Consider the following 17,371-nt stretch of genomic DNA (forward strand, 5'->3'; position numbering starts at 1 on the left):
CATGGACAGATTGAAGCTGCACGATTACGAAGCCCTCAGCCCCTTTCAGATCAAGGACGAGTTGATCAAGCTGGCCTCGGTCGAGGCGCGTAAATCCAACAGCGCCTTTTTGAATGCCGGCCGGGGCAATCCCAATTGGGTCGCCACCCGCCCGCGTGAAGCGTTCTTTGCGCTTGGCCAGTTTGCGGTGACCGAGTCGCGCCGCGTCATGAATCATCCGGCGGGTCTGGGGGGGATGCCGGCAATGGCAGGTTGCCATGACCGTCTGTTGGAGTGGGGCCGGGCCAATTCCGAGATGCCGGGCGCCGACACGCTTTTGGATGTGGTCGACCACGCCATCCGGGCCTTTGGTTTCGACGCTGACGAATTCGTGCACGAACTGACGGACTCGATCATCGGCGACAACTACCCTGTTCCCGACCGTATTCTTAAGCACAACGCCGCCATCGCCCATGAATACCTGATGTGGGCCATGTGTGCCGGGCACCGTCCCGATGCGCAGTTCGACCTGTTTGCGGTGGAAGGCGGCACGGCGGCCATGTGCTATATCTTCAAATCGCTCAAGGCCAACCGGCTGTTGAACCCGGGCGACACGATCGCCCTGTGCACGCCGATCTTCACGCCCTATCTCGAAATGCCTGAACTTGAGGATTACAGCCTCGAGTCCGTTCACGTGGAAACAGACGAGGAAGATGGGTTCCAACTGACCGATGCTGCAGTCGAAAAGCTGAAGGACCCCAAGGTCAAGGCCTTCTTTCTGGTCAATCCGGGCAATCCGTCGTCGGTGGCCCTTAACGATGCTTCTCTGCGCAAACTCGCGGATTTGGTCGAGAACCACAGGCCGGACCTGATTATCCTGACCGATGATGTGTACGGCACTTTCGTACATGATTTCACCTCGGTCATGGGCTACATGCCCCGCAACACGATCGGTGTTTATTCCTATTCGAAATATTTCGGCTGCACCGGTTGGCGGCTCGGCGTGATCGCCGTCGCGCAGGATAATATCTTTGACGAAAAGCTCGCCGCGCACCCGGCCGAGATCAAGCAGAAGCTCGAGAAGCGTTACGGCACGCTCAGCCTGCACCCCAGCGAGATCAAATTCGTCGACAGGCTGGTGGCCGACAGCCGGGATGTGGCTCTGAACCACACTGCCGGATTGTCCCTGCCGCAGCAGGTCATGATGACGTTGTTCTCGCTCTGCGAGCTGGTCGACACAAAGAAAGCCTATCAGACCGCCTGTATCGAACTGGTGCATCGACGGTTCCACCTGCTGACCGAAGCATTGGGGATCGAGGTCCAGCCGGGCGATCACTACGATGCCTACTACGGCATCATCGACTTCGAATTCTGGCTGCGCAAATACGTCGGCGAAGAGGTCGTGGACTGGATCAAGAAGAACGTCCACCCGTTGGACATCGCGTTCAAACTGGCCGAGGACTACGGGATCGTGCTGCTGAACGGCAGCGGTTTCGATGCGCCGAACTGGTCCGCGCGGGTATCGTTCGCCAATTTGCCGGACGAGGCGTACACCCAGATCGGCCGCGCTGTCCGTTCGGTCGCGCGCGGTTATGTGCAGGCCTATCGGGCAGCGAACAACAAGCCACTTCACGGTTGAATCACCGTTAGCGGTCACGGTCATTTTCTGCGCCTGTGACATCGCGGATGTTGCGTTTTTCGGCTTTATTGATAAACCCGGGTAAATCTGAATCATCGGGAAAAATTATCTATAAAATGTCGGCTACATCGAACACCTGGACCCGCGAAACCGCTCAGGCCATCTATGACCTGCCGCTGATGGATCTTCTGTATCGGGCGCAGACCGTACATCGCGAGAATTTTGACCCCAACAAGGTGCAGATGTCGCGGCTTCTGTCGATCAAGACCGGCGGCTGCGCCGAGGATTGCGCCTATTGCTCGCAATCCGCGCGCAACGGCTCCAAGCTGAGCGCCTCGAAACTGATTGAGGTCGAGCGCGTTCTGGCCGAGGCCCGCAAGGCGCGCGAGTCCGGCTCGACCCGGTTCTGCATGGGCGCCGCCTGGCGTGAGCCGAAGGCGCGCGACATGGATGCGCTGGTGGCGATGATTCAGGGCGTCAAGGCGATGGGCATGGAAACCTGCATGACGCTGGGCATGCTGGACGACACCCAGGTGGTGCAGCTGCGTGATGCCGGGCTGGATTATTACAACCACAACATCGACACGTCCGAGCGTTACTACCCCGAGGTCATCACGACACGTACCTTCGCTGACCGGATCGACACGCTGAACCGCGTGCGCGAGGCGGGGATGAAGGTCTGCTCGGGCGGGATTTTGGGCATGGGCGAAAACGGTGAGGACCGGATCGACATGCTGGTGACGCTGGCCAACCTGCCCGAGGCGCCGGACTCGGTTCCGATCAACATGCTGATGCCGCAAGCAGACACCCCGTTGGCTGACGCCAAGCCGATCGACCCGATCGATTTCGTACGCATCATCGCGCTGGCTCGGATCATGATGCCGAAATCCCATGTCCGCCTGTCCGCTGGCCGCAGCGACATGAGCGACGAGATGCAGGCCATGTGCTTCTTTGCCGGTGCCAACTCGATCTTTGCCGGCGACACGCTGCTGACCGCCGAGAACCCCGAAGAAAGCAAGGACGCGATCCTGTTCGCCAAGCTGGGCATCCAGCCGATGGAGGCGGAGTCCGAGGCCCGCGTGGACGCGGCCGAATGACAGCGACCGCAAGGCTGGGCAATGCGCTGAAGGTGCTGGAAACGCGCCATCGGCTGCGCAGGCTTGCGCCCCGCACGGGGCTGGATTTCGCGTCCAACGACTATCTGGGTCTGGCCGGGTCCGACGTTCTGAAACGTGCGGCGCAGGACGCGCTGGACCGGGGCGTTCCGCTGGGCTCGGGCGGGTCGCGCTTGCTGCGCGGCAACCACCCCGAGCACGAGGCGCTGGAAGCCGAGGCCGCCGCCTTTTTCGACGCCGAGGCGGCGCTGTACATGGGCGGCGGGTTTCAGGCCAATCAAGCCATTTTCTCGGCTCTTCCCGCGGCCGGGGATCTGATCCTGCATGACGAGTTGGTCCATGCCAGCGCGCATGAAGGGATGCGCCTGGGTCGGGCCGAGACCCGTGGTTTTGCGCATAACGACATTTCGACGGCGCGCGCGGTGCTGGCCGACTGGCGCGCGCAAGGCGGCACGGGCCAGGTCTGGATCGCGGTCGAAAGCGTCTATTCGATGGAGGGCGATCTGGCCCCGTTGACCGCCCTGGCCGAACTGGCCCAAACCGAGCAGGCAGTGCTGGTGGTGGACGAGGCCCATGCCACGGGCGTCTTCGGCTCGAATGGGCAAGGGCTGGCCCATGGGTTGGACGCCGAGGTGCTGACCCTGCACACCTGCGGCAAGGGGCTGGGCGCCAGCGGCGGGCTGATCTGCGGACCGCGTGAAATGATCGACACCCTGATCAACCGGGCACGGCCGTTCATCTTTGCGACAGCTCCGTCGCCATTGGACGCCGCCATCGTGCGGGGCGCGTTGCGGGCCGTGGGGCAGGACCCGGGCCTGACATTGTCCGCGCGCGACCGGATGGCCCATGCCCATGCCGAGGCCGCGCGTCTGTGCGGCCTGACCGGTTTTCACAGCCAGATCATGCCCGTCATCGTGGGCGAAGATGCGGCCACGATGGATCGCGCGGCGAAACTCCAGCAGCTGGGGTTTGACGTGCGCGGGATCCGCCCGCCCACCGTGCCGCGTGGCAGCTCGCGGCTGCGGGTCTCGATCACCGGCAACGTCGGCGCGCAGGACACCACGGCGGTGTTTCAGGCCATCGCCGAACAACAGGCAGGACCCGCATGACCACAGTGATCGTGACCGGAACCGACACCGGCGTCGGCAAAACCGTGTTTTCCGCCGGGCTGACCGCGGCCCTTGGGGCGCAGTACTGGAAACCCGTGCAATCGGGGCTTGAGGAGGAGACCGACAGCCAGATCGTGGCGCGCCTGTCCGGCCAACCGGTCTTGCCCGAGGCCTATCTGCTGAACCTGCCCGCCTCGCCGCACCTGTCGGCCGAGGCCGAGGGGGTCGAGATCGACCTTGACCGGCTGACCCTGCCGCAGACCGATCGCCCGCTGGTGGTCGAAGGGGCAGGGGGCGTCATGGTGCCTCTGACCCGGCAGGCCTATTACCTTGACCTGTTCGCCCGCTGGCAGGCGCCGGTGATCCTGGTGGCCCGGACGGCCCTGGGCACGATCAACCACACGACCCTGTCTCTGATGGCGCTGCGTGGCGCCGGTTGCCCGGTGGTCGGCGTGGCCTTTATCGGCGACCCCGAGCCCGCGGTCGAACAAACCATCATCCAGATGTCGCAGGTGCCCCACCTGGGACGCCTCGGCCGGATCGAGACTCTGACATCCGACACCCTGCTTCACGCCTTCGAGGCGATCGACATGGACACGATCCGAGGTGACCTGTGACGCCGCTGGAATTTGACGCCCGCCACCTGTGGCACCCCTACACGAACGCGGCCGACCCGGGCCCGATGCATCTGATCGACCGGGCCGAGGGCGTGTATCTGTGCCGCGAGGATGGGGTGAAGATGATCGACGCCATGTCCTCGTGGTGGTGCGCCATCCATGGGCACCGTCACCCTGCGATCACCGCCGCCATGCAGCAGCAGCTGGACCGGATGCCCCATGTCATGTTCGGCGGTCTGACCCACCGGCCCGCCATTGATCTTGGCCGCAAGATGGTGGCCCTGCTGCCCGACGGGCTGGACCGGATCTTCTATTGCGACAGCGGCTCGGTCTCGATCGAGGTGGCGATGAAGATGGCGGTGCAGTTCCAGATGGCCCATGGCCGCACCGACAAGGTCGAGTTTGCCACGATCCGCGGTGGCTATCACGGCGACACCTGGAAGGCGATGAGCGTCTGCGACCCCGTCAACGGCATGCACGGGCTGTTCCGCGGCGCGCTGTCGATCCAGCATTTTTTGCCGCGCCCCTCGGTACGTCTGGGCGACGATTGGCCCGAGGACCCGTCGCAGAACGGGCTCGACGCTCTGGAACAGTTGCTGCGGGACAAGGCGCACCGGCTGGCTGCGCTGGTGCTTGAACCGGTCGTGCAGGGCGCGGGCGGCATGTATTTCTATCACCCCGAGTTTCTGCGCCGGGCCAAAGCTCTGTGTCAGGCCCACAATGTTCTGGTGATCTTCGATGAAATCGCCACGGGTTTCGGCCGCACCGGAGAGTTGTTTGCCGCCACCCATGCGGAGGTGACACCGGACATCATCTGCCTGGGCAAGGCGCTGACGGGGGGACATGTCTCTTTCGCTGCGACCGTGACCACCGAACAGGTGGCTTATGGCATCGGCAACAGCGAGGCCGGCGTGTTCATGCACGGCCCCACCTACATGGCCAACCCGCTGGCCTGCGCTGCCGGCATCGCCAGCCTGGGGCTGCTGGAAGACGGCGACTGGCAGGCCCGTGTGCGGGCCATCGAGGCGCAGATGAAGGCCGAACTGGAGCCGGCGCGCGGCCTGCCCGGCGTCGCCGATGTGCGGGTGCTGGGCGCCATCGGCGTGATCGAGATGGAGCACACGGTCGATCCGCGTGTCGCGCATCGGCGGGCGCCGGAAACCGGTGTCTGGCTGCGTCCCTTCGCGCGCAACATCTACTGTATGCCGCCCTATGTGATTTCAGGCGACGAACTGAGCCGGGTGACGGCGGCCATGGTCGAACTGGCGCGAGGCGACGCATGAGGCGGCACTGGCTGACCCGTGACGGCGGAGCGCAGTTGACGCTGGTCTTCGGCGGGTGGGCGCTGGGGCCAGCCCCGTTTGCGGGCCTGATCGGGGCGGCGGATGTTCTGGTGGTTGACGACTATCGCAGCCTCGATGACGACCTGCCCGAAACCGGCGACTATGACACGGTTCGGCTGCTGGCCTATTCCTTCGGGGTCGCGTCGGCGGCGCATTGGCTGGCGGGTCATGGGCTGACCTGCCTCCGCAAGGTTGCGGTCAACGGCACGCTGTTTCCGGCGGATGCCGACCGGGGCATCGCGCCCGAGACGGTGGCGGCCACGGCAGATGGCCTGAGCGCGGCCAGCTTTGCCCGGTTCTGCCGCCGGGCCGGGTTGCAAGGCCCCGCGCCCGGGATCGATTTTGCCGCCGCGGCCGAGGAACTGCGGGCCATCGCGGCGCGCGGACCTGCGCCCGATCCCAAATTCGACCGGGTGTGGATTTCCGCCTCGGACCGCATCGTGCCGACGGCTGCGCAGGAAATGGCCTGGGGCCAATCGGACACCGTGCGCCGCATCCCCGGCCCGCACCAGCCTTTTGCGGTGGGGCAGACCTGGGCGGAGTGGTTCGCATGAACGCCATGCCCACGGACCGCATCCGGCGCAGTTTCAGCCGCAGCTTCGGCAGCTATCACTGCGCTGCTGGCCCGCAGGCCCGGATCGCCCGCGCGTTGGCGCAGCGGCTGGTCGATCTCGGGGCGCCCCGCCAGTTTGGCACCCTGTTCGAAATCGGCTGCGGAACCGGCCATCTGACCGAGGCGCTGCACCAGAAGTTTTTGTTCGGCCGGTCCACGCTCAACGACCTGATGCCACAGGCCCAGGAGACTGCGCGGCGATGGGGCGCGGATTTCCTGCCGGGCGATATCCGCAATGTGACATGGCCCGCGCGGCCCGACCTGATCGCCTCGGCCTCGACGGTCCAATGGCTGAACGATCCGGCGGCCGTGGTCCGCCGCGCCATGCATCAGGTCGAACCCGGTGGCTGGGTGGCCGTTTCGGGATTCGGCCCCGACCAATACACCGAGCTTTCCGCGCTGGGGTCGGCGGCCCGCGCGCCCGGCTTGTGCGCCCCCGAGGATCTGGCTGCAGGCATCGGCCCCGAGGTTGAAATCCTCGACCTGTGGCAGGACCGGCAACCGCTGTGGTTCGACTCGCCGTTGGACGTGTTGCGCCACCTGCGTGAGACCGGGGTGAACGGCCGTGCGGCGCAGGTCTGGACCCGCGCCGATCTGACCGACTTCAGCACGCGCTATCGCGCCGCGTTTTCCGGCCCCGAAGGCGTGCGCCTGACCTATCACCCCGTCTGGATCATCGCCCGCAAACCTGGCTAGGGGCCAACCGGTCGCATCCGGCCCCCCTACACCTGCCCGAAAACTGGTGATAGGCCTGTGCCCAGGGGAGGATCGGCGTGGACATATCCGAACAGCGCATCAAAGAGATGACCACCGCAGGGCTGAACCTGATTGGTCAGGCCCTGTCGATCTATGACGACCAGTTGCGCCTTGTGGTCAGCAACAAGCGTTTTCAGGAAATGTTCGACCTGCCCGAACGCCTGGTGCAGCCGGGCGCGCTGTTCAGCGACACGATCCATTTTCTGGCCAGCCGCGGGGAATATGGTCACGACCAATCGGTCGAGGATCTGGTCAGTGTCCGGGTCGAACAGGCCTTGGCGTTCGAGCCGCACTACATGGAACGCGTGCGCCCCAACGGGCAGGTGATCGCGATCGAGGGTGCACCCCTGCCCACCGGTGGCTGGGTTGCCGTCTATACCGACATAACCAGCACCAAACGGGTCGAAGAGCTTCTGCGCAGCCGGTCTGAGGAGCTGTCGGACCAGTTGCTGAGCCATGCCGAAGAGCTTTCGGCGACCAACCGGCAACTGGCCGCCACGATCAGCGCGCTGGAAGAGGCCAAGCGCCAGCTGACCGAGATCGAAGCGCGCACCCGCATGACCACCGAGATGATGCCCGCACATATCGCCCATCTGGATGCCGAGGGGCGGTATGATTATTCCAACCGGCGGCTCAGTTCGGTCCTGCCGGGGCGGCCGTCGGACATCCTGGGTCTGCACATCTCGCAGGCCCTCGGCGCGCATGCTTACGAGCGGGTCCGGCCGCATCTGAAACAGGCCTATGACGGGCAGGCCTCGGTGTTCGAATTCACCGAGGATCAGGATTCACGCCGAATCCGTGTCTCGTTCACGCCCGACGGCGCGGGCGGCGTCTATATCATGTCGGTGGACATCACCGAGGAAACTCAGGCCCGCGTGGCCCTGCAGCAGACCCGACGCCGGGCTATGGCCGCGCAGATGACCAGCGGGCTGGCGCATGATTTCTCGAACCTGCTGACCATCATCCTGGGGATGCAGGCCAAGCTGGAAAAGATGGACCTGCCCGAAGACGCCGCCGAGCTTGTCGCGGCAACCCAGCAGACCGCGCGGCGCGGCGGGCAGCTGCTGAACCGCATCGCCGACATGACCGGTAACCGCACCCCGCAGCCGCAGGCCACCGACATGCGCGGCCTTCTCGAGGATCTGCGGGTGCTGGCCTCGCCTTCGCTTTCGCGTGGGGTGGGGCTGTCGGTGGTCAACACCCTGCCGGACGAGGCGCTGATGCTGGACCCGGGCATGGTTCAGGACGCGTTGTTGAACCTGGTGCTGAACGCCCGCGACGCCTGCGGCAGCAGCGGGCAGATTACCATCAGTGCCCATGCGATCGGCCGGATCTGGGTGGAAATCACCGTATCCGATACCGGTCCGGGGTTTTCGCCGGATGCGCTGGACAAGGCGCTCAACCCGTTTTTCACCACCAAGGGCAGCAAGGGGTCGGGGCTGGGCCTGCCGATGGTCTATGACACGGTCAAGCTGGCAGGCGGAGACCTGCAACTGCGCAACACGCCCTCGGGCGCATCCGTGATGCTGCGGCTGCCCTACCGGCCCGCTCCGCCTGTCCAGTCGGGCCTGGCGCTGCTGGTCGAAGACAGCGACGACTTGCGCCACCAGTTCCGCGACATGCTGGTCGATCTGGGCCTGTCGGTGATCGAGGCGACCTCGGCGGATGAGGCGCTGGTCCTGGCCACCAGCCTGGACGATATCTCGGTGATCCTGTCGGACATCCGGCTGGAGGGCGCTGCCACCGGCATTGATCTGGTCGAACGGCTTGCTCTGCCAATTCCGGTGATCCTGATGACCTCGCTACCCTATGATGACCCGCTGCACCGTCAGGCTCTTGCCAAGGCGCCGGTCCTGCGCAAACCCTTCACCCGCGCGCAATTGTCCGCGCTGATCCGAACCGAGGCCGCCTGATGACCCAACCCCTGGTGACTATTCTGGACGACGAACCCGAGATCCGCCGGATTCTGACCGAAGCGCTGGAGGATGCCGGGTTTAGAACGCAGAGTTTTGCCCGCGCCCGCGAATTCGAAGCGTCACTGAAACGGGTCACGCCCGATGTCTGCCTGGTGGACTTGTCGCTGCCGGATACAGACGGGTTGGCGCTGGTGCATCGGCTGGCGCTGGAACAGGGGGCGGCGGTCATCATCATCTCGGGGCGGGCACAGGTACAGGACCGGGTGACGGGGCTGGAGTTGGGGGCAGATGACTACATCACCAAACCCTTTGACCCGGCTGAGGTGGTGGCCCGCATCCGCGCCCGTCTGCGTGCGCCCAAGGCACAGCAACACCATTCGGATGTGGCTCGGTTCAACGGCTGGACTGCCTATTTCGATCGCTATGTGTTGCTGTCCGATACCGGCGCTGAAACACCGTTTAGCCATGCCGAAGGCGAAGTGTTGCGGTTGTTCCTGGAAAGCCCCAAACGCCTGATCAGCCGCGCGCAGATGCAGGAAACACTGGGTGGCGCAGCCGGTGAAAGCTTTGACAGGGCGATGGACGTGCGTATTTCCCGCCTGCGCACGAAGCTTGGTGAAGACCCGAAAAACCCGCGCCTTATCAAGACGATATACGGCGCGGGGTATATCTTTCTGGGGGATGTCGCATGGGATTGACCAATTCCGCGGGCTGGATTTGACCTGCACGACGACGAACCAGACCACTGGTGAAGCGGTCTGGTTTCTTGGGCTGCCTCTGGAAATCCGGCTGAAGTGACCTTAACTTCTGCCGGCTACACTTTGCGGTGCAGTATTGAAGCGCGTAACTATGGCAGCTTGCAAACTCTGCGCTGACGCGCAAGAAAGCGTCAGCTTGATTTGGAGACCCTTATGATCAGGAAAACCTGGGCCAAGTGGCGATCCGGCTATATTGGCCGATTGGTGGGTGACAGTCTGCGCTCGCAGGGTTGGTTGTATGGTATTGCCATGCTTGCCATGCTGGTCGTGGCCGCAACGACGGCGGGCACCGCATGGATGATGGAAAACATCGTGAACGCCATGACCACGCCGGAGATGAAGTCCCAAGTGCACTTGATCGCGCTGGCAGTCGTCGGGCTGTTTGCCGCTAAAGCGAGCGCGTCGTACGTTCAGGCGGTGTTTCTAGCCCGCGCCGGTAACCGCATCATAGCGATACAGCAGGAAAAACTATATAAGAAGCTAGTCAAACGAGGGGTTGGCTATTTCGCCAGATACGAGTCCTCGAACCTGCTGATGCGGGTGACGAACGGTGCACAGGCGGCGCGGCGTCTGGTTGACGTTATTGTGACAAGCTTTGTGCGCGATGCGTTTACCTTGGTAGGTCTGGTTTTCGTGATGCTTTATCAACAACCCGTTTTGTCGGTCATGTTCTTCTTGGTTGGGCCCATAGCTTTGTATAGTGTCCGCTATCTGTTGAAGAGCGTGCGGTCAATCATGCAAGGCGAATTGAAGGCGATGGCTGAGATCATCAAAGTCCTGCAAGAAACGTCGAACGGGATCAAGATTATCAAGGTCTTCGCTTTGGAAGACCGCATGGAAGAGCGCATGAAAGGCGCAATCACTTCCGTCGAGAATCGTGCCAATTCGATTGCCAAGCTTCAGTCTGTCGCCAGCCCTTTGATGGAGTTCCTAGCGGGATTGGCCGTTGCTGGCGTACTTATCGTCTCCACAGTAGGTATCGCGGGCAGCGAACCCACCACCGCTGGTCAACTGATGTCTTTCATAACGGCGCTGCTTATGGCCTATGAGCCTGCAAAACGCCTATCACGTATGCGCGTTGTTATTGAAACAACCATAATCCCCATCAAAAACATGTTCGAGTTGCTTGACGAGGAAGAACCGATGCGCGAAAGCCCGCAACCGCAAGATCTGCAGGCCGGTCCGGGTGAGGTGCGTTTTCGGAACGTCACCTTTGGCTACAGCGGCGGCATGCCGGTGATTAATGGAATGAATCTGACATTCGAGGCAGGAAAGACAACTGCTCTTGTTGGGCAGTCGGGCGGCGGTAAGTCAACCATTTTCGGACTTATCATGCGGTTCTACGATCCTGACCAAGGCTGTGTTGAGATCGACGGGCTGGATTTGCAGGATGTCAGCTTTGCCTCGTTACGGCGCAAGATTTCTTATGTTGGCCAGGATACGTTTTTGTTTTCCGCGACGGTCATGGAAAACCTGCGATATGCCCGTCCCGATGCGACCGAGGACGAGATTCGCGATGCGGCCAAAGCCGCGCATGCGCATGATTTCATCATGTCGCTGCCCAAGGGATACGACACCGAAGTCGGAGAGAATGGTGCGTTTCTGTCGGGAGGGCAGAAACAGCGGTTGGCCATTGCCCGCGCCATTCTTCGAAAGGCTGAAATTCTGCTGCTCGACGAAGCGACCAGCGCGCTGGATGCCGAGTCCGAGGCTCTGGTGAAGCAGGCGTTGGATAAGCTGACGGAGAACGTGACCACGATCGTCATCGCTCACCGTCTGTCGACCGTGCTTGAGGCAGACAAGATCATGGTTGTCCAGGATGGTCAGGTGATCGAACAGGGCAAGTTGGATGAGTTGATGGAACAGAATGGCAGCTTCCGGCGCCTGTTTGATCAGCAATTCAAGACACCGGCTGCATAATCAATCCCGCAAAGCCTGGTTCTTTACCTTGAGAACAGGCTGGATGAGATAGTCGAGAACGGTCTTCCTGCCGGCTAGAATGTCAACTTGTGCGATCATCCCCGGAATGATCTCTACCGCCAAGCCATCGACGTCCAACAAGGTGCCGCTGGTTCGGATTTCGACGACGAAAACTTCCTCGTCCTGCCGCTCTGACCTTGTAATCGTATCTGCACCGATGCGAACAATTTCACCGTCCAGCGCGCCGTATCTGGCAAAATCATAGGCGGTGATCTTGACCTTGACCTGCTGACCTGCGCGTAGGAATGCGATGTCGTCAGGGCGGACATAGGCTTCGACCAGCAGGTTGTCGTCCAGTGGAACGATTTCGACAAGATCCTCGCCGCTGCGGGCCAAACCGCCCAAAGTCGTGCGGTGGATTCGGTTTACGATGCCCCGGACTGGCGCACGAACCTGCGCGCGCGCCGCGCGGTTCTCCAACGCGGGCAGGGTGGGCTCAAGCGCCGCAAGCTGCGCAGTGGCAATGGCAAGATCGGTCAGTGCCGCGCTGCGAAACCGGCTTTTGGTAGCCGTGATGCGGTCATCGATTTCACTCAGCCCGGTTTCCAGACGGTTTGCAGCGGCCTCGGCTCTTACCTTGCGCCCCTTCCATTCGGCCTCGCTGCGTCGCAGGGCCAGCAGAGTTGTCGCAGGTTCCATCTTGCGGCGGACCAGAGGTTCCATCAAAGCGCGCTCTTCGGACAGGACCTTGAGTGTTTCTTCTGCAGTGACCCGGTCCACCAACCCCTCTTCCAATTCGCGCTGCCTCTGCTCACGTTGGCGTTCCAGAATGGCGATCTCGTCGGCCAACTCCGATCTTCGGCCGAGATAAAGAGCCGTTTCCGAGCGAACGACGTCCGGTGCTTGTTGCACAAGCTCGGGCTCGAACCGCAAATCGGATTCGTCAATTTCGGCCTGCAATCGCTTAATACGCGTCCTTAGTCCCAATGCCCTTTGCCGCTCGGCGTCCAGCTCGCTGCCGATTTGTGTCGCGTCCAATTCCAGCAGCAAAGCGTTCTTGTCGACGATCTGACCCTCTTGAACATGAACAGCTTGAAGAACCCCAGGTTCGGTTGCTTCGATCACCTGAACGTCGCCAGAAGGCACAACGCGACCGTCCGCGCGAACCACATCGTCCAGTTCGGTGACGTAAGCCCATACGCCGGCGGTCAGCATGCAGCCCAACACGGCCAGCAGCAATACCGAACCGCGAAACCCCGAGCCGCCGTTCATCTCGCGGGCCAATTTTTCAAGGTCAGGATGCCGCGACATTCATGTGCCTCCGCGCGTCTTTGGCTCGTTTGGTGAGAACTGACTTGACGGCGTCAACGCCCACTTTGCCGTTTTCGATCACGATGACCCGGTCGACCAGTTCCAGCAGACTGGCCCGATGGGTAACGATGACCATAGTCGTATCCGCGGCCGCTGCCTTCAGCCGCTGAATGACGATTGCCTCGTTCTTGAGATCCATCGCGCTGGTGGGTTCGTCCAGCAACAGGACGGGCGGCTGCCCGATCAGTGCCCGGGCTAGGGCGATGGTCTGACGTTGCCCGCCCGAGAGCCCCTCGCCACGTTCGGCCAGCATCAGATCGTACCCGCTGGGATGCCGCGATACAAAGTCTTCGACGCCCGAAATGCGCCCGGCCCGGATTAGATCTTCGTCGCGCGGGCGGACCGCACCGGCCATAATGTTTTCGCGGACCGAGCCCGAAAACAGCCAAATATCCTGCAGGACCGACCCAATGTTGCGCCGAAGGTCCCCCGGATCAATCTGGCGGATGTCAATCCCATCCAAAAGAACCGAACCGATACGGGGCTGGTACAATCCCAGAAGCAGTCTTGCGATGGTGCTTTTTCCTGATCCGATCCGGCCGAGAATCGCAACTTTTTCCCCCGGTTTGATGTCGAAGGACACGCCTTTCAGTGTGTCCTCATCCTGGTCTGGGTAGGCGAAATACACGTTGTTGAACGTGATACGCCCTTTGAAGTTGGAGCGGCTGATCCAGGTGCGCCCCGGCGGCCGCTCACTGTCGGCTTGCATCATTGCGTCTAGGTTCCGGTATGCACTGTGCGCCTGGTTGAACCGAGTCAGTGTTTGAGACAGCTGACCAAGAGGTGCCAAAGCCCGTCCGGTCAGCATCACTGAGGCGACCAAAGCGCCCATGCTGGTCAGGCCGTCCGCTATCAGAAAAACACCATAAAATACGATCAGGACCTGGGCCGCCTGCTGCGTGAAACCGGTCAGGTTCAAGGCGAATTGAGTGATGGCACGCGACCGAACACTGTTGCCGGATTGTCGTTCGATCGCCTCTTCCCAGCGTCGCCGCATCGTGCCGGCGGCAGTGGTCGTCTTGATCGTTTCCAGACCGGCCAGAGTTTCGATCAGCACGGATTGCTTTGACTGGCCATCCAAAAAACTGCGTTCCGCCAAGCGGGACAAGAGCGGCTGAATGGCGAGCCCGGCGACCAGCACGACTGGTACGGCGAGAGCTGGGATCAGAACCAGCGGTCCGCCAACCATGTAGATCGTAAGCAAAAACAGACCGATGAACGGCAAATCAACCACCATGACCAGCGTAGCCGACGTGAAGAACTCGCGGAGTGTTTCGAACTCACGCACCGTGTTCGCCATGGCGCCGGTTGAGCCGGTTCGGGACTTCATCTGGATATTCAGAAGTTGATCGAAAACACGCCGACCCATCAACATGTCCGCATTCTGTCCTGCCCTGTCGATGAAACTGGCGCGCAGGATCTTCAGCAAAAAATCAAAAAACAGCGCGATGCCGACACCGATGGTCAAGGCGACCAGAGATTCCACGGCTTCATTTGGCAGAACCCGGTCATAAACGGTCATGATGAAAACCGAGGTTGAAAGCCCCAGGATATTGGTCAGAGCCGCGGCCAGAGCAACCTGCAAGTACGACCAACGATTGGCCACAAGCGCTGATCGGAACCAGTGACGGCTTGGTTGGCTTGGGTTGATTTTGATTTCCTCGGAGTATGCTCGACGAAATAACATCGCATAGCCGGAATAGACGGCGTCGAGCTGGCATTCATCCATCTCACCAATGCTGTCTCCAAGCTCTGGGTCGTGGATCAACAGACGGCCAGACTTCGAACGGCCATGGTAAACCACGGCCCGCTGGTCCTCGAGCAACAGTATCGCCGGTGCGAGGCTGGGATCAAACTCCGACAGCCGGCGCGGCCCGAAGCCCGCCTGCAATCCATGGTCATGGGCTAGTGCGATCGCGTCCTGCACCTTCAACCCACCAGAGACCGAGGATTGGGCCGCCAAAAGGCTGGCTTTGGTCAATGGCCGGCCAAGCTCCGCCGCTACATGCAGCAGACATGCCTCAAAGTTGGTGAGGGGCAGGGATGTACGAGGCTGGCTGCGTTGGGTCATGGTCTGTTGCCCCATGTTCTGAGCTGGATGCCGAGCAGATCAATGATGTCGCCAGTAAGGCTGAGCGCGGCGTAGTTCGTTAGGAAGAAATTCTGCTCCGCCAGGATCAGTCGCTCTTGGGCGTTCACATAATCGCGCTGCGCGTCCAGTATTTCGATTAAGCTGCTGCGCCCGATCTGGAATTGCTCTTGAGTGGCGGCAACGCTGTCGGCATTTGCGGCAACTGCGATGCGGGCCTCGCGCAGACGCTGGGCGCCGGCCTTTTGGTCGGATCGAATGAAACCTAGCTCGCGCTGGATTTCCCGAACAAGAACCTCACGGGCATATTCCGCTTGTTTGACCCGCGCTTCGGCGGCGGCAATTGCAGCCCGCCGTTGACCGGTGCTGTCCAACTCGTAGTTGACCGAGAGGTCTACGCCGAAATTCGCGTCCCTGCTGTCGTCCTGGTTGGCAAATGCCGAAACCCGCACGTCCGGCTGACGTCCTGCGATTGCGGAAGAGCGGTCTGCCTGTGCCGCCAGAACCGCAGCGTCTGCGCGTCGAACCTGCGGGCTGTCCATCACGATGACGGCGTCGCTTCTCGACAGGTTGGGCGCTGGGACAGGGGGATCCAGTTTGCCTGGTGGGGTCCCGAACACCTCTTGGAACCGCGCATTGGCACGATCAGCCTGAGCCCGGGCATCCGCCAACTTGGTCCTGGCATCCGCGACCCGAGAACGCGCCGTCAGAACGTCGGCCGCGGAACCGGCCCCTTGCGCGGCGCGGTCGGAGATCTGTTCCTCGATCTCCTCATGGCGGCGAACGTTTTCCCGAGCGATTTCAACGATTTTCCGCCGGTCGATGACCAACACATAGGTTTCAATTGCGGCAAGGGCCGTCGCGGCTGCGGTTTGAAGCTGATCGCCGCGGCTTACGAGGACACGGGCCCGCGCCGCTGCCAAGTCTCCGGCGGCAGCTCCCCCGTCGTATACAAGCTGTGAAACCCGCAGATATGGCGATACATCCGCAATATCCGAGTCCACCGGTTCCGATCGGGCATTCACGCCAAGTGACACCTGCGGAAGAAAGGCTCCTTCTGCCGCGTCCATATCGGCAAAGGCGGCGTCAACGCCAGTCTCGCTCTGTGCAAGGTTCGGGCTGGTTTCCACCGCGCGCCGTATTCTCTGGCCGAATGAACTGCGAGTCAGATGACCCGACGGCTTTGTCGCGCCAGCGCCCGTTGATCCTTCTGAAAAAGCCATCTCAATCGGGGCAAGATCCGGAACCGGCTCACAAGCCGCAGTGAGCACGGCCACCGAACCGACCAGTAGAGGCAAGATGAGTCGATCAAAGGTAGGCATATTTGGCCTCCGCGTCCGACAAGTCTCGCTCCGAGGCAATGGCATCCAAGAACCCCGCAAGGTCGGAGTCCCTGCCGTTTGCGGGAGTGCTGATCACCTTGGGAGAATGCGTCTGGCAGTGGTGCATCCACAGAAGATGGTTGAGCGAGACTTGATGAGCGTAAATCAACTGCATCGCTCCGCTAGATTGCAGAACCGCTATCTGGGCCGGCCCAAGTTGATTGAAGCGTCGAAAGTCCACGCTCATCCAACCGTCGGGCAACTCCGCATCCCGAAAACGGGTCAATTCGACGAATAGGCCCAATTCCTTTATCAGCGCGCAGGCACGTCGGGTTGCGTTGCGATCGGCCAGAAAGCTCTTGAAGAAGCCCTTCAGGGCTTCCAGTTCAGAGGCGATCGAGCCGTCCTTTGCAAAGAACGGGCTGCCGGATTGGTCACAGGACACGAGTCCGGTGGTTTCATCTACAACAAGCTTGCCTGAGTTGGTGCGCGATCCTGCTTCGCCACCGACCAGTTCGATTGAGAACGGATGGCATCTCAGCAAGGAAGGAACATAGGTGGCCCGCCAGCGTCCTTGGTCCGAAACGAATGGTGTTTCCGGAGAAGCTGCGGTCGCCAGAATTGTATGAGGCGATACCCCGCTCCCCGAGGATCGAAACGCAATTGGAAAATCGGCGGCGGCTTCTGAGACTTCCGCACTTACGATCTCGCACTCCAATCTGCAGCGCGCGAAATCGTAGGATGTAAATCTGTGCCACGAGCGATCGGAATGTCTGTCGAAAGTGACGGGTACTGGGCCGTTCTGTGCCATTGATGTCTCCGCT

At 61.6% G+C, this 17,371-nt stretch carries 14 protein-coding genes; 10 read left to right on the forward strand and 4 right to left on the reverse strand.

Annotated elements, in window-relative coordinates:
• Position 1: 1 nt before the first annotated feature.
• The 10 genes from K3752_RS18385 (at position 2) to K3752_RS18430 (ending at position 11,765) form a co-directional block, all read left to right on the forward strand.
• Complete coding sequence (locus K3752_RS18385; RefSeq protein WP_170525841.1) at positions 2–1,618, forward strand: bifunctional aspartate transaminase/aspartate 4-decarboxylase; 1,617 nt, start codon at positions 2–4, stop codon at positions 1,616–1,618.
• Between the two features lie 116 nt (positions 1,619–1,734).
• The gene (bioB, locus tag K3752_RS18390) at positions 1,735–2,715 is read left to right on the forward strand and encodes a biotin synthase BioB (protein WP_170407507.1); all 981 of its coding nucleotides are present in this window, start codon (positions 1,735–1,737) and stop codon (positions 2,713–2,715) included.
• The gene (locus tag K3752_RS18395; RefSeq protein WP_260066745.1) at positions 2,712–3,842 is read left to right on the forward strand and encodes an 8-amino-7-oxononanoate synthase; all 1,131 of its coding nucleotides are present in this window, start codon (positions 2,712–2,714) and stop codon (positions 3,840–3,842) included. The genes bioB and K3752_RS18395 overlap by 4 nt, the downstream gene beginning before the upstream one ends.
• The gene (bioD, locus tag K3752_RS18400) at positions 3,839–4,459 is read left to right on the forward strand and encodes a dethiobiotin synthase (protein ID WP_170457640.1); all 621 of its coding nucleotides are present in this window, start codon (positions 3,839–3,841) and stop codon (positions 4,457–4,459) included. The genes K3752_RS18395 and bioD overlap by 4 nt, the downstream gene beginning before the upstream one ends.
• Positions 4,456–5,742 (forward strand): adenosylmethionine--8-amino-7-oxononanoate transaminase, encoded by a 1,287-nt coding sequence (gene bioA, locus K3752_RS18405; RefSeq protein WP_260066403.1) that lies wholly within the window; start codon positions 4,456–4,458, stop codon positions 5,740–5,742. The genes bioD and bioA overlap by 4 nt, the downstream gene beginning before the upstream one ends.
• Positions 5,739–6,356, forward strand: a complete 618-nt coding sequence (locus K3752_RS18410) for a pimeloyl-ACP methyl esterase BioG family protein (protein ID WP_260066405.1) — start codon at positions 5,739–5,741, stop codon at positions 6,354–6,356. The genes bioA and K3752_RS18410 overlap by 4 nt, the downstream gene beginning before the upstream one ends.
• Complete coding sequence (locus tag K3752_RS18415; protein WP_260066407.1) at positions 6,353–7,111, forward strand: methyltransferase domain-containing protein; 759 nt, start codon at positions 6,353–6,355, stop codon at positions 7,109–7,111. The genes K3752_RS18410 and K3752_RS18415 overlap by 4 nt, the downstream gene beginning before the upstream one ends.
• Positions 7,112–7,218: 107 nt before the next feature.
• Positions 7,219–9,084: a PAS-domain containing protein gene (locus K3752_RS18420; RefSeq protein WP_409233630.1), complete on the forward strand. Its 1,866-nt coding sequence runs from the start codon at positions 7,219–7,221 to the stop codon at positions 9,082–9,084.
• Positions 9,084–9,785, forward strand: a complete 702-nt coding sequence (locus tag K3752_RS18425; protein WP_170359365.1) for a response regulator transcription factor — start codon at positions 9,084–9,086, stop codon at positions 9,783–9,785. Before K3752_RS18420 ends, K3752_RS18425 begins: the two co-directional genes overlap by 1 nt.
• A gap of 213 nt (positions 9,786–9,998) precedes the next feature.
• On the forward strand, positions 9,999–11,765 hold the full coding sequence (locus tag K3752_RS18430; protein WP_260066410.1) for an ABC transporter ATP-binding protein: 1,767 nt from the start codon (positions 9,999–10,001) through the stop codon (positions 11,763–11,765).
• Here K3752_RS18430 and K3752_RS18435 read toward each other — a convergent pair whose 3' ends face one another.
• The 4 genes from K3752_RS18435 to K3752_RS18450 form a co-directional block, all read right to left on the reverse strand.
• Positions 11,766–13,076 carry an HlyD family type I secretion periplasmic adaptor subunit gene (locus K3752_RS18435; protein WP_260066411.1) on the reverse strand — a complete coding sequence of 437 codons (1,311 nt, stop codon included), beginning with the start codon at positions 13,074–13,076 and terminating at the stop codon, positions 11,766–11,768.
• Positions 13,060–15,207 (reverse strand): type I secretion system permease/ATPase, encoded by a 2,148-nt coding sequence (locus K3752_RS18440; RefSeq protein WP_260066412.1) that lies wholly within the window; start codon positions 15,205–15,207, stop codon positions 13,060–13,062. Before K3752_RS18440 ends, K3752_RS18435 begins: the two co-directional genes overlap by 17 nt.
• Positions 15,204–16,355: a TolC family protein gene (locus tag K3752_RS18445; protein WP_260066413.1), complete on the reverse strand. Its 1,152-nt coding sequence runs from the start codon at positions 16,353–16,355 to the stop codon at positions 15,204–15,206. Before K3752_RS18445 ends, K3752_RS18440 begins: the two co-directional genes overlap by 4 nt.
• Positions 16,356–16,533: 178 nt before the next feature.
• Complete coding sequence (locus K3752_RS18450) at positions 16,534–17,358, reverse strand: SapC family protein (RefSeq protein ID WP_260066414.1); 825 nt, start codon at positions 17,356–17,358, stop codon at positions 16,534–16,536.
• Positions 17,359–17,371 lie beyond the last annotated feature (13 nt).

It is taken from the genome of Ruegeria sp. B32 (genome assembly GCF_025141855.1).
GTDB classification, from domain to species: domain Bacteria; phylum Pseudomonadota; class Alphaproteobacteria; order Rhodobacterales; family Rhodobacteraceae; genus Ruegeria; species Ruegeria arenilitoris.

Bases quoted from the DNA above. Each gene is read 5' to 3' on its own strand.
- K3752_RS18415 (WP_260066407.1), top strand. From the start codon at position 6,353: ATGAACGCCATGCCCACGGACCGCATCCGGCGCAGTTTCAGCCGCAGC.
- bioD (WP_170457640.1), top strand. From the start codon at position 3,839: ATGACCACAGTGATCGTGACCGGAACCGACACCGGCGTCGGCAAAACC.
- K3752_RS18410 (WP_260066405.1), top strand. From the start codon at position 5,739: ATGAGGCGGCACTGGCTGACCCGTGACGGCGGAGCGCAGTTGACGCTG.
- K3752_RS18385 (WP_170525841.1), top strand. From the start codon at position 2: ATGGACAGATTGAAGCTGCACGATTACGAAGCCCTCAGCCCCTTTCAG.
- bioB (WP_170407507.1), top strand. From the start codon at position 1,735: ATGTCGGCTACATCGAACACCTGGACCCGCGAAACCGCTCAGGCCATC.
- K3752_RS18440 (WP_260066412.1), bottom strand. From the start codon at position 15,207: ATGACCCAACGCAGCCAGCCTCGTACATCCCTGCCCCTCACCAACTTT.
- K3752_RS18395 (WP_260066745.1), top strand. From the start codon at position 2,712: ATGACAGCGACCGCAAGGCTGGGCAATGCGCTGAAGGTGCTGGAAACG.
- K3752_RS18450 (WP_260066414.1), bottom strand. From the start codon at position 17,358: ATGGCACAGAACGGCCCAGTACCCGTCACTTTCGACAGACATTCCGAT.
- K3752_RS18425 (WP_170359365.1), top strand. From the start codon at position 9,084: ATGACCCAACCCCTGGTGACTATTCTGGACGACGAACCCGAGATCCGC.
- K3752_RS18430 (WP_260066410.1), top strand. From the start codon at position 9,999: ATGATCAGGAAAACCTGGGCCAAGTGGCGATCCGGCTATATTGGCCGA.
- K3752_RS18420 (WP_409233630.1), top strand. From the start codon at position 7,219: ATGACCACCGCAGGGCTGAACCTGATTGGTCAGGCCCTGTCGATCTAT.
- K3752_RS18435 (WP_260066411.1), bottom strand. From the start codon at position 13,076: ATGTCGCGGCATCCTGACCTTGAAAAATTGGCCCGCGAGATGAACGGC.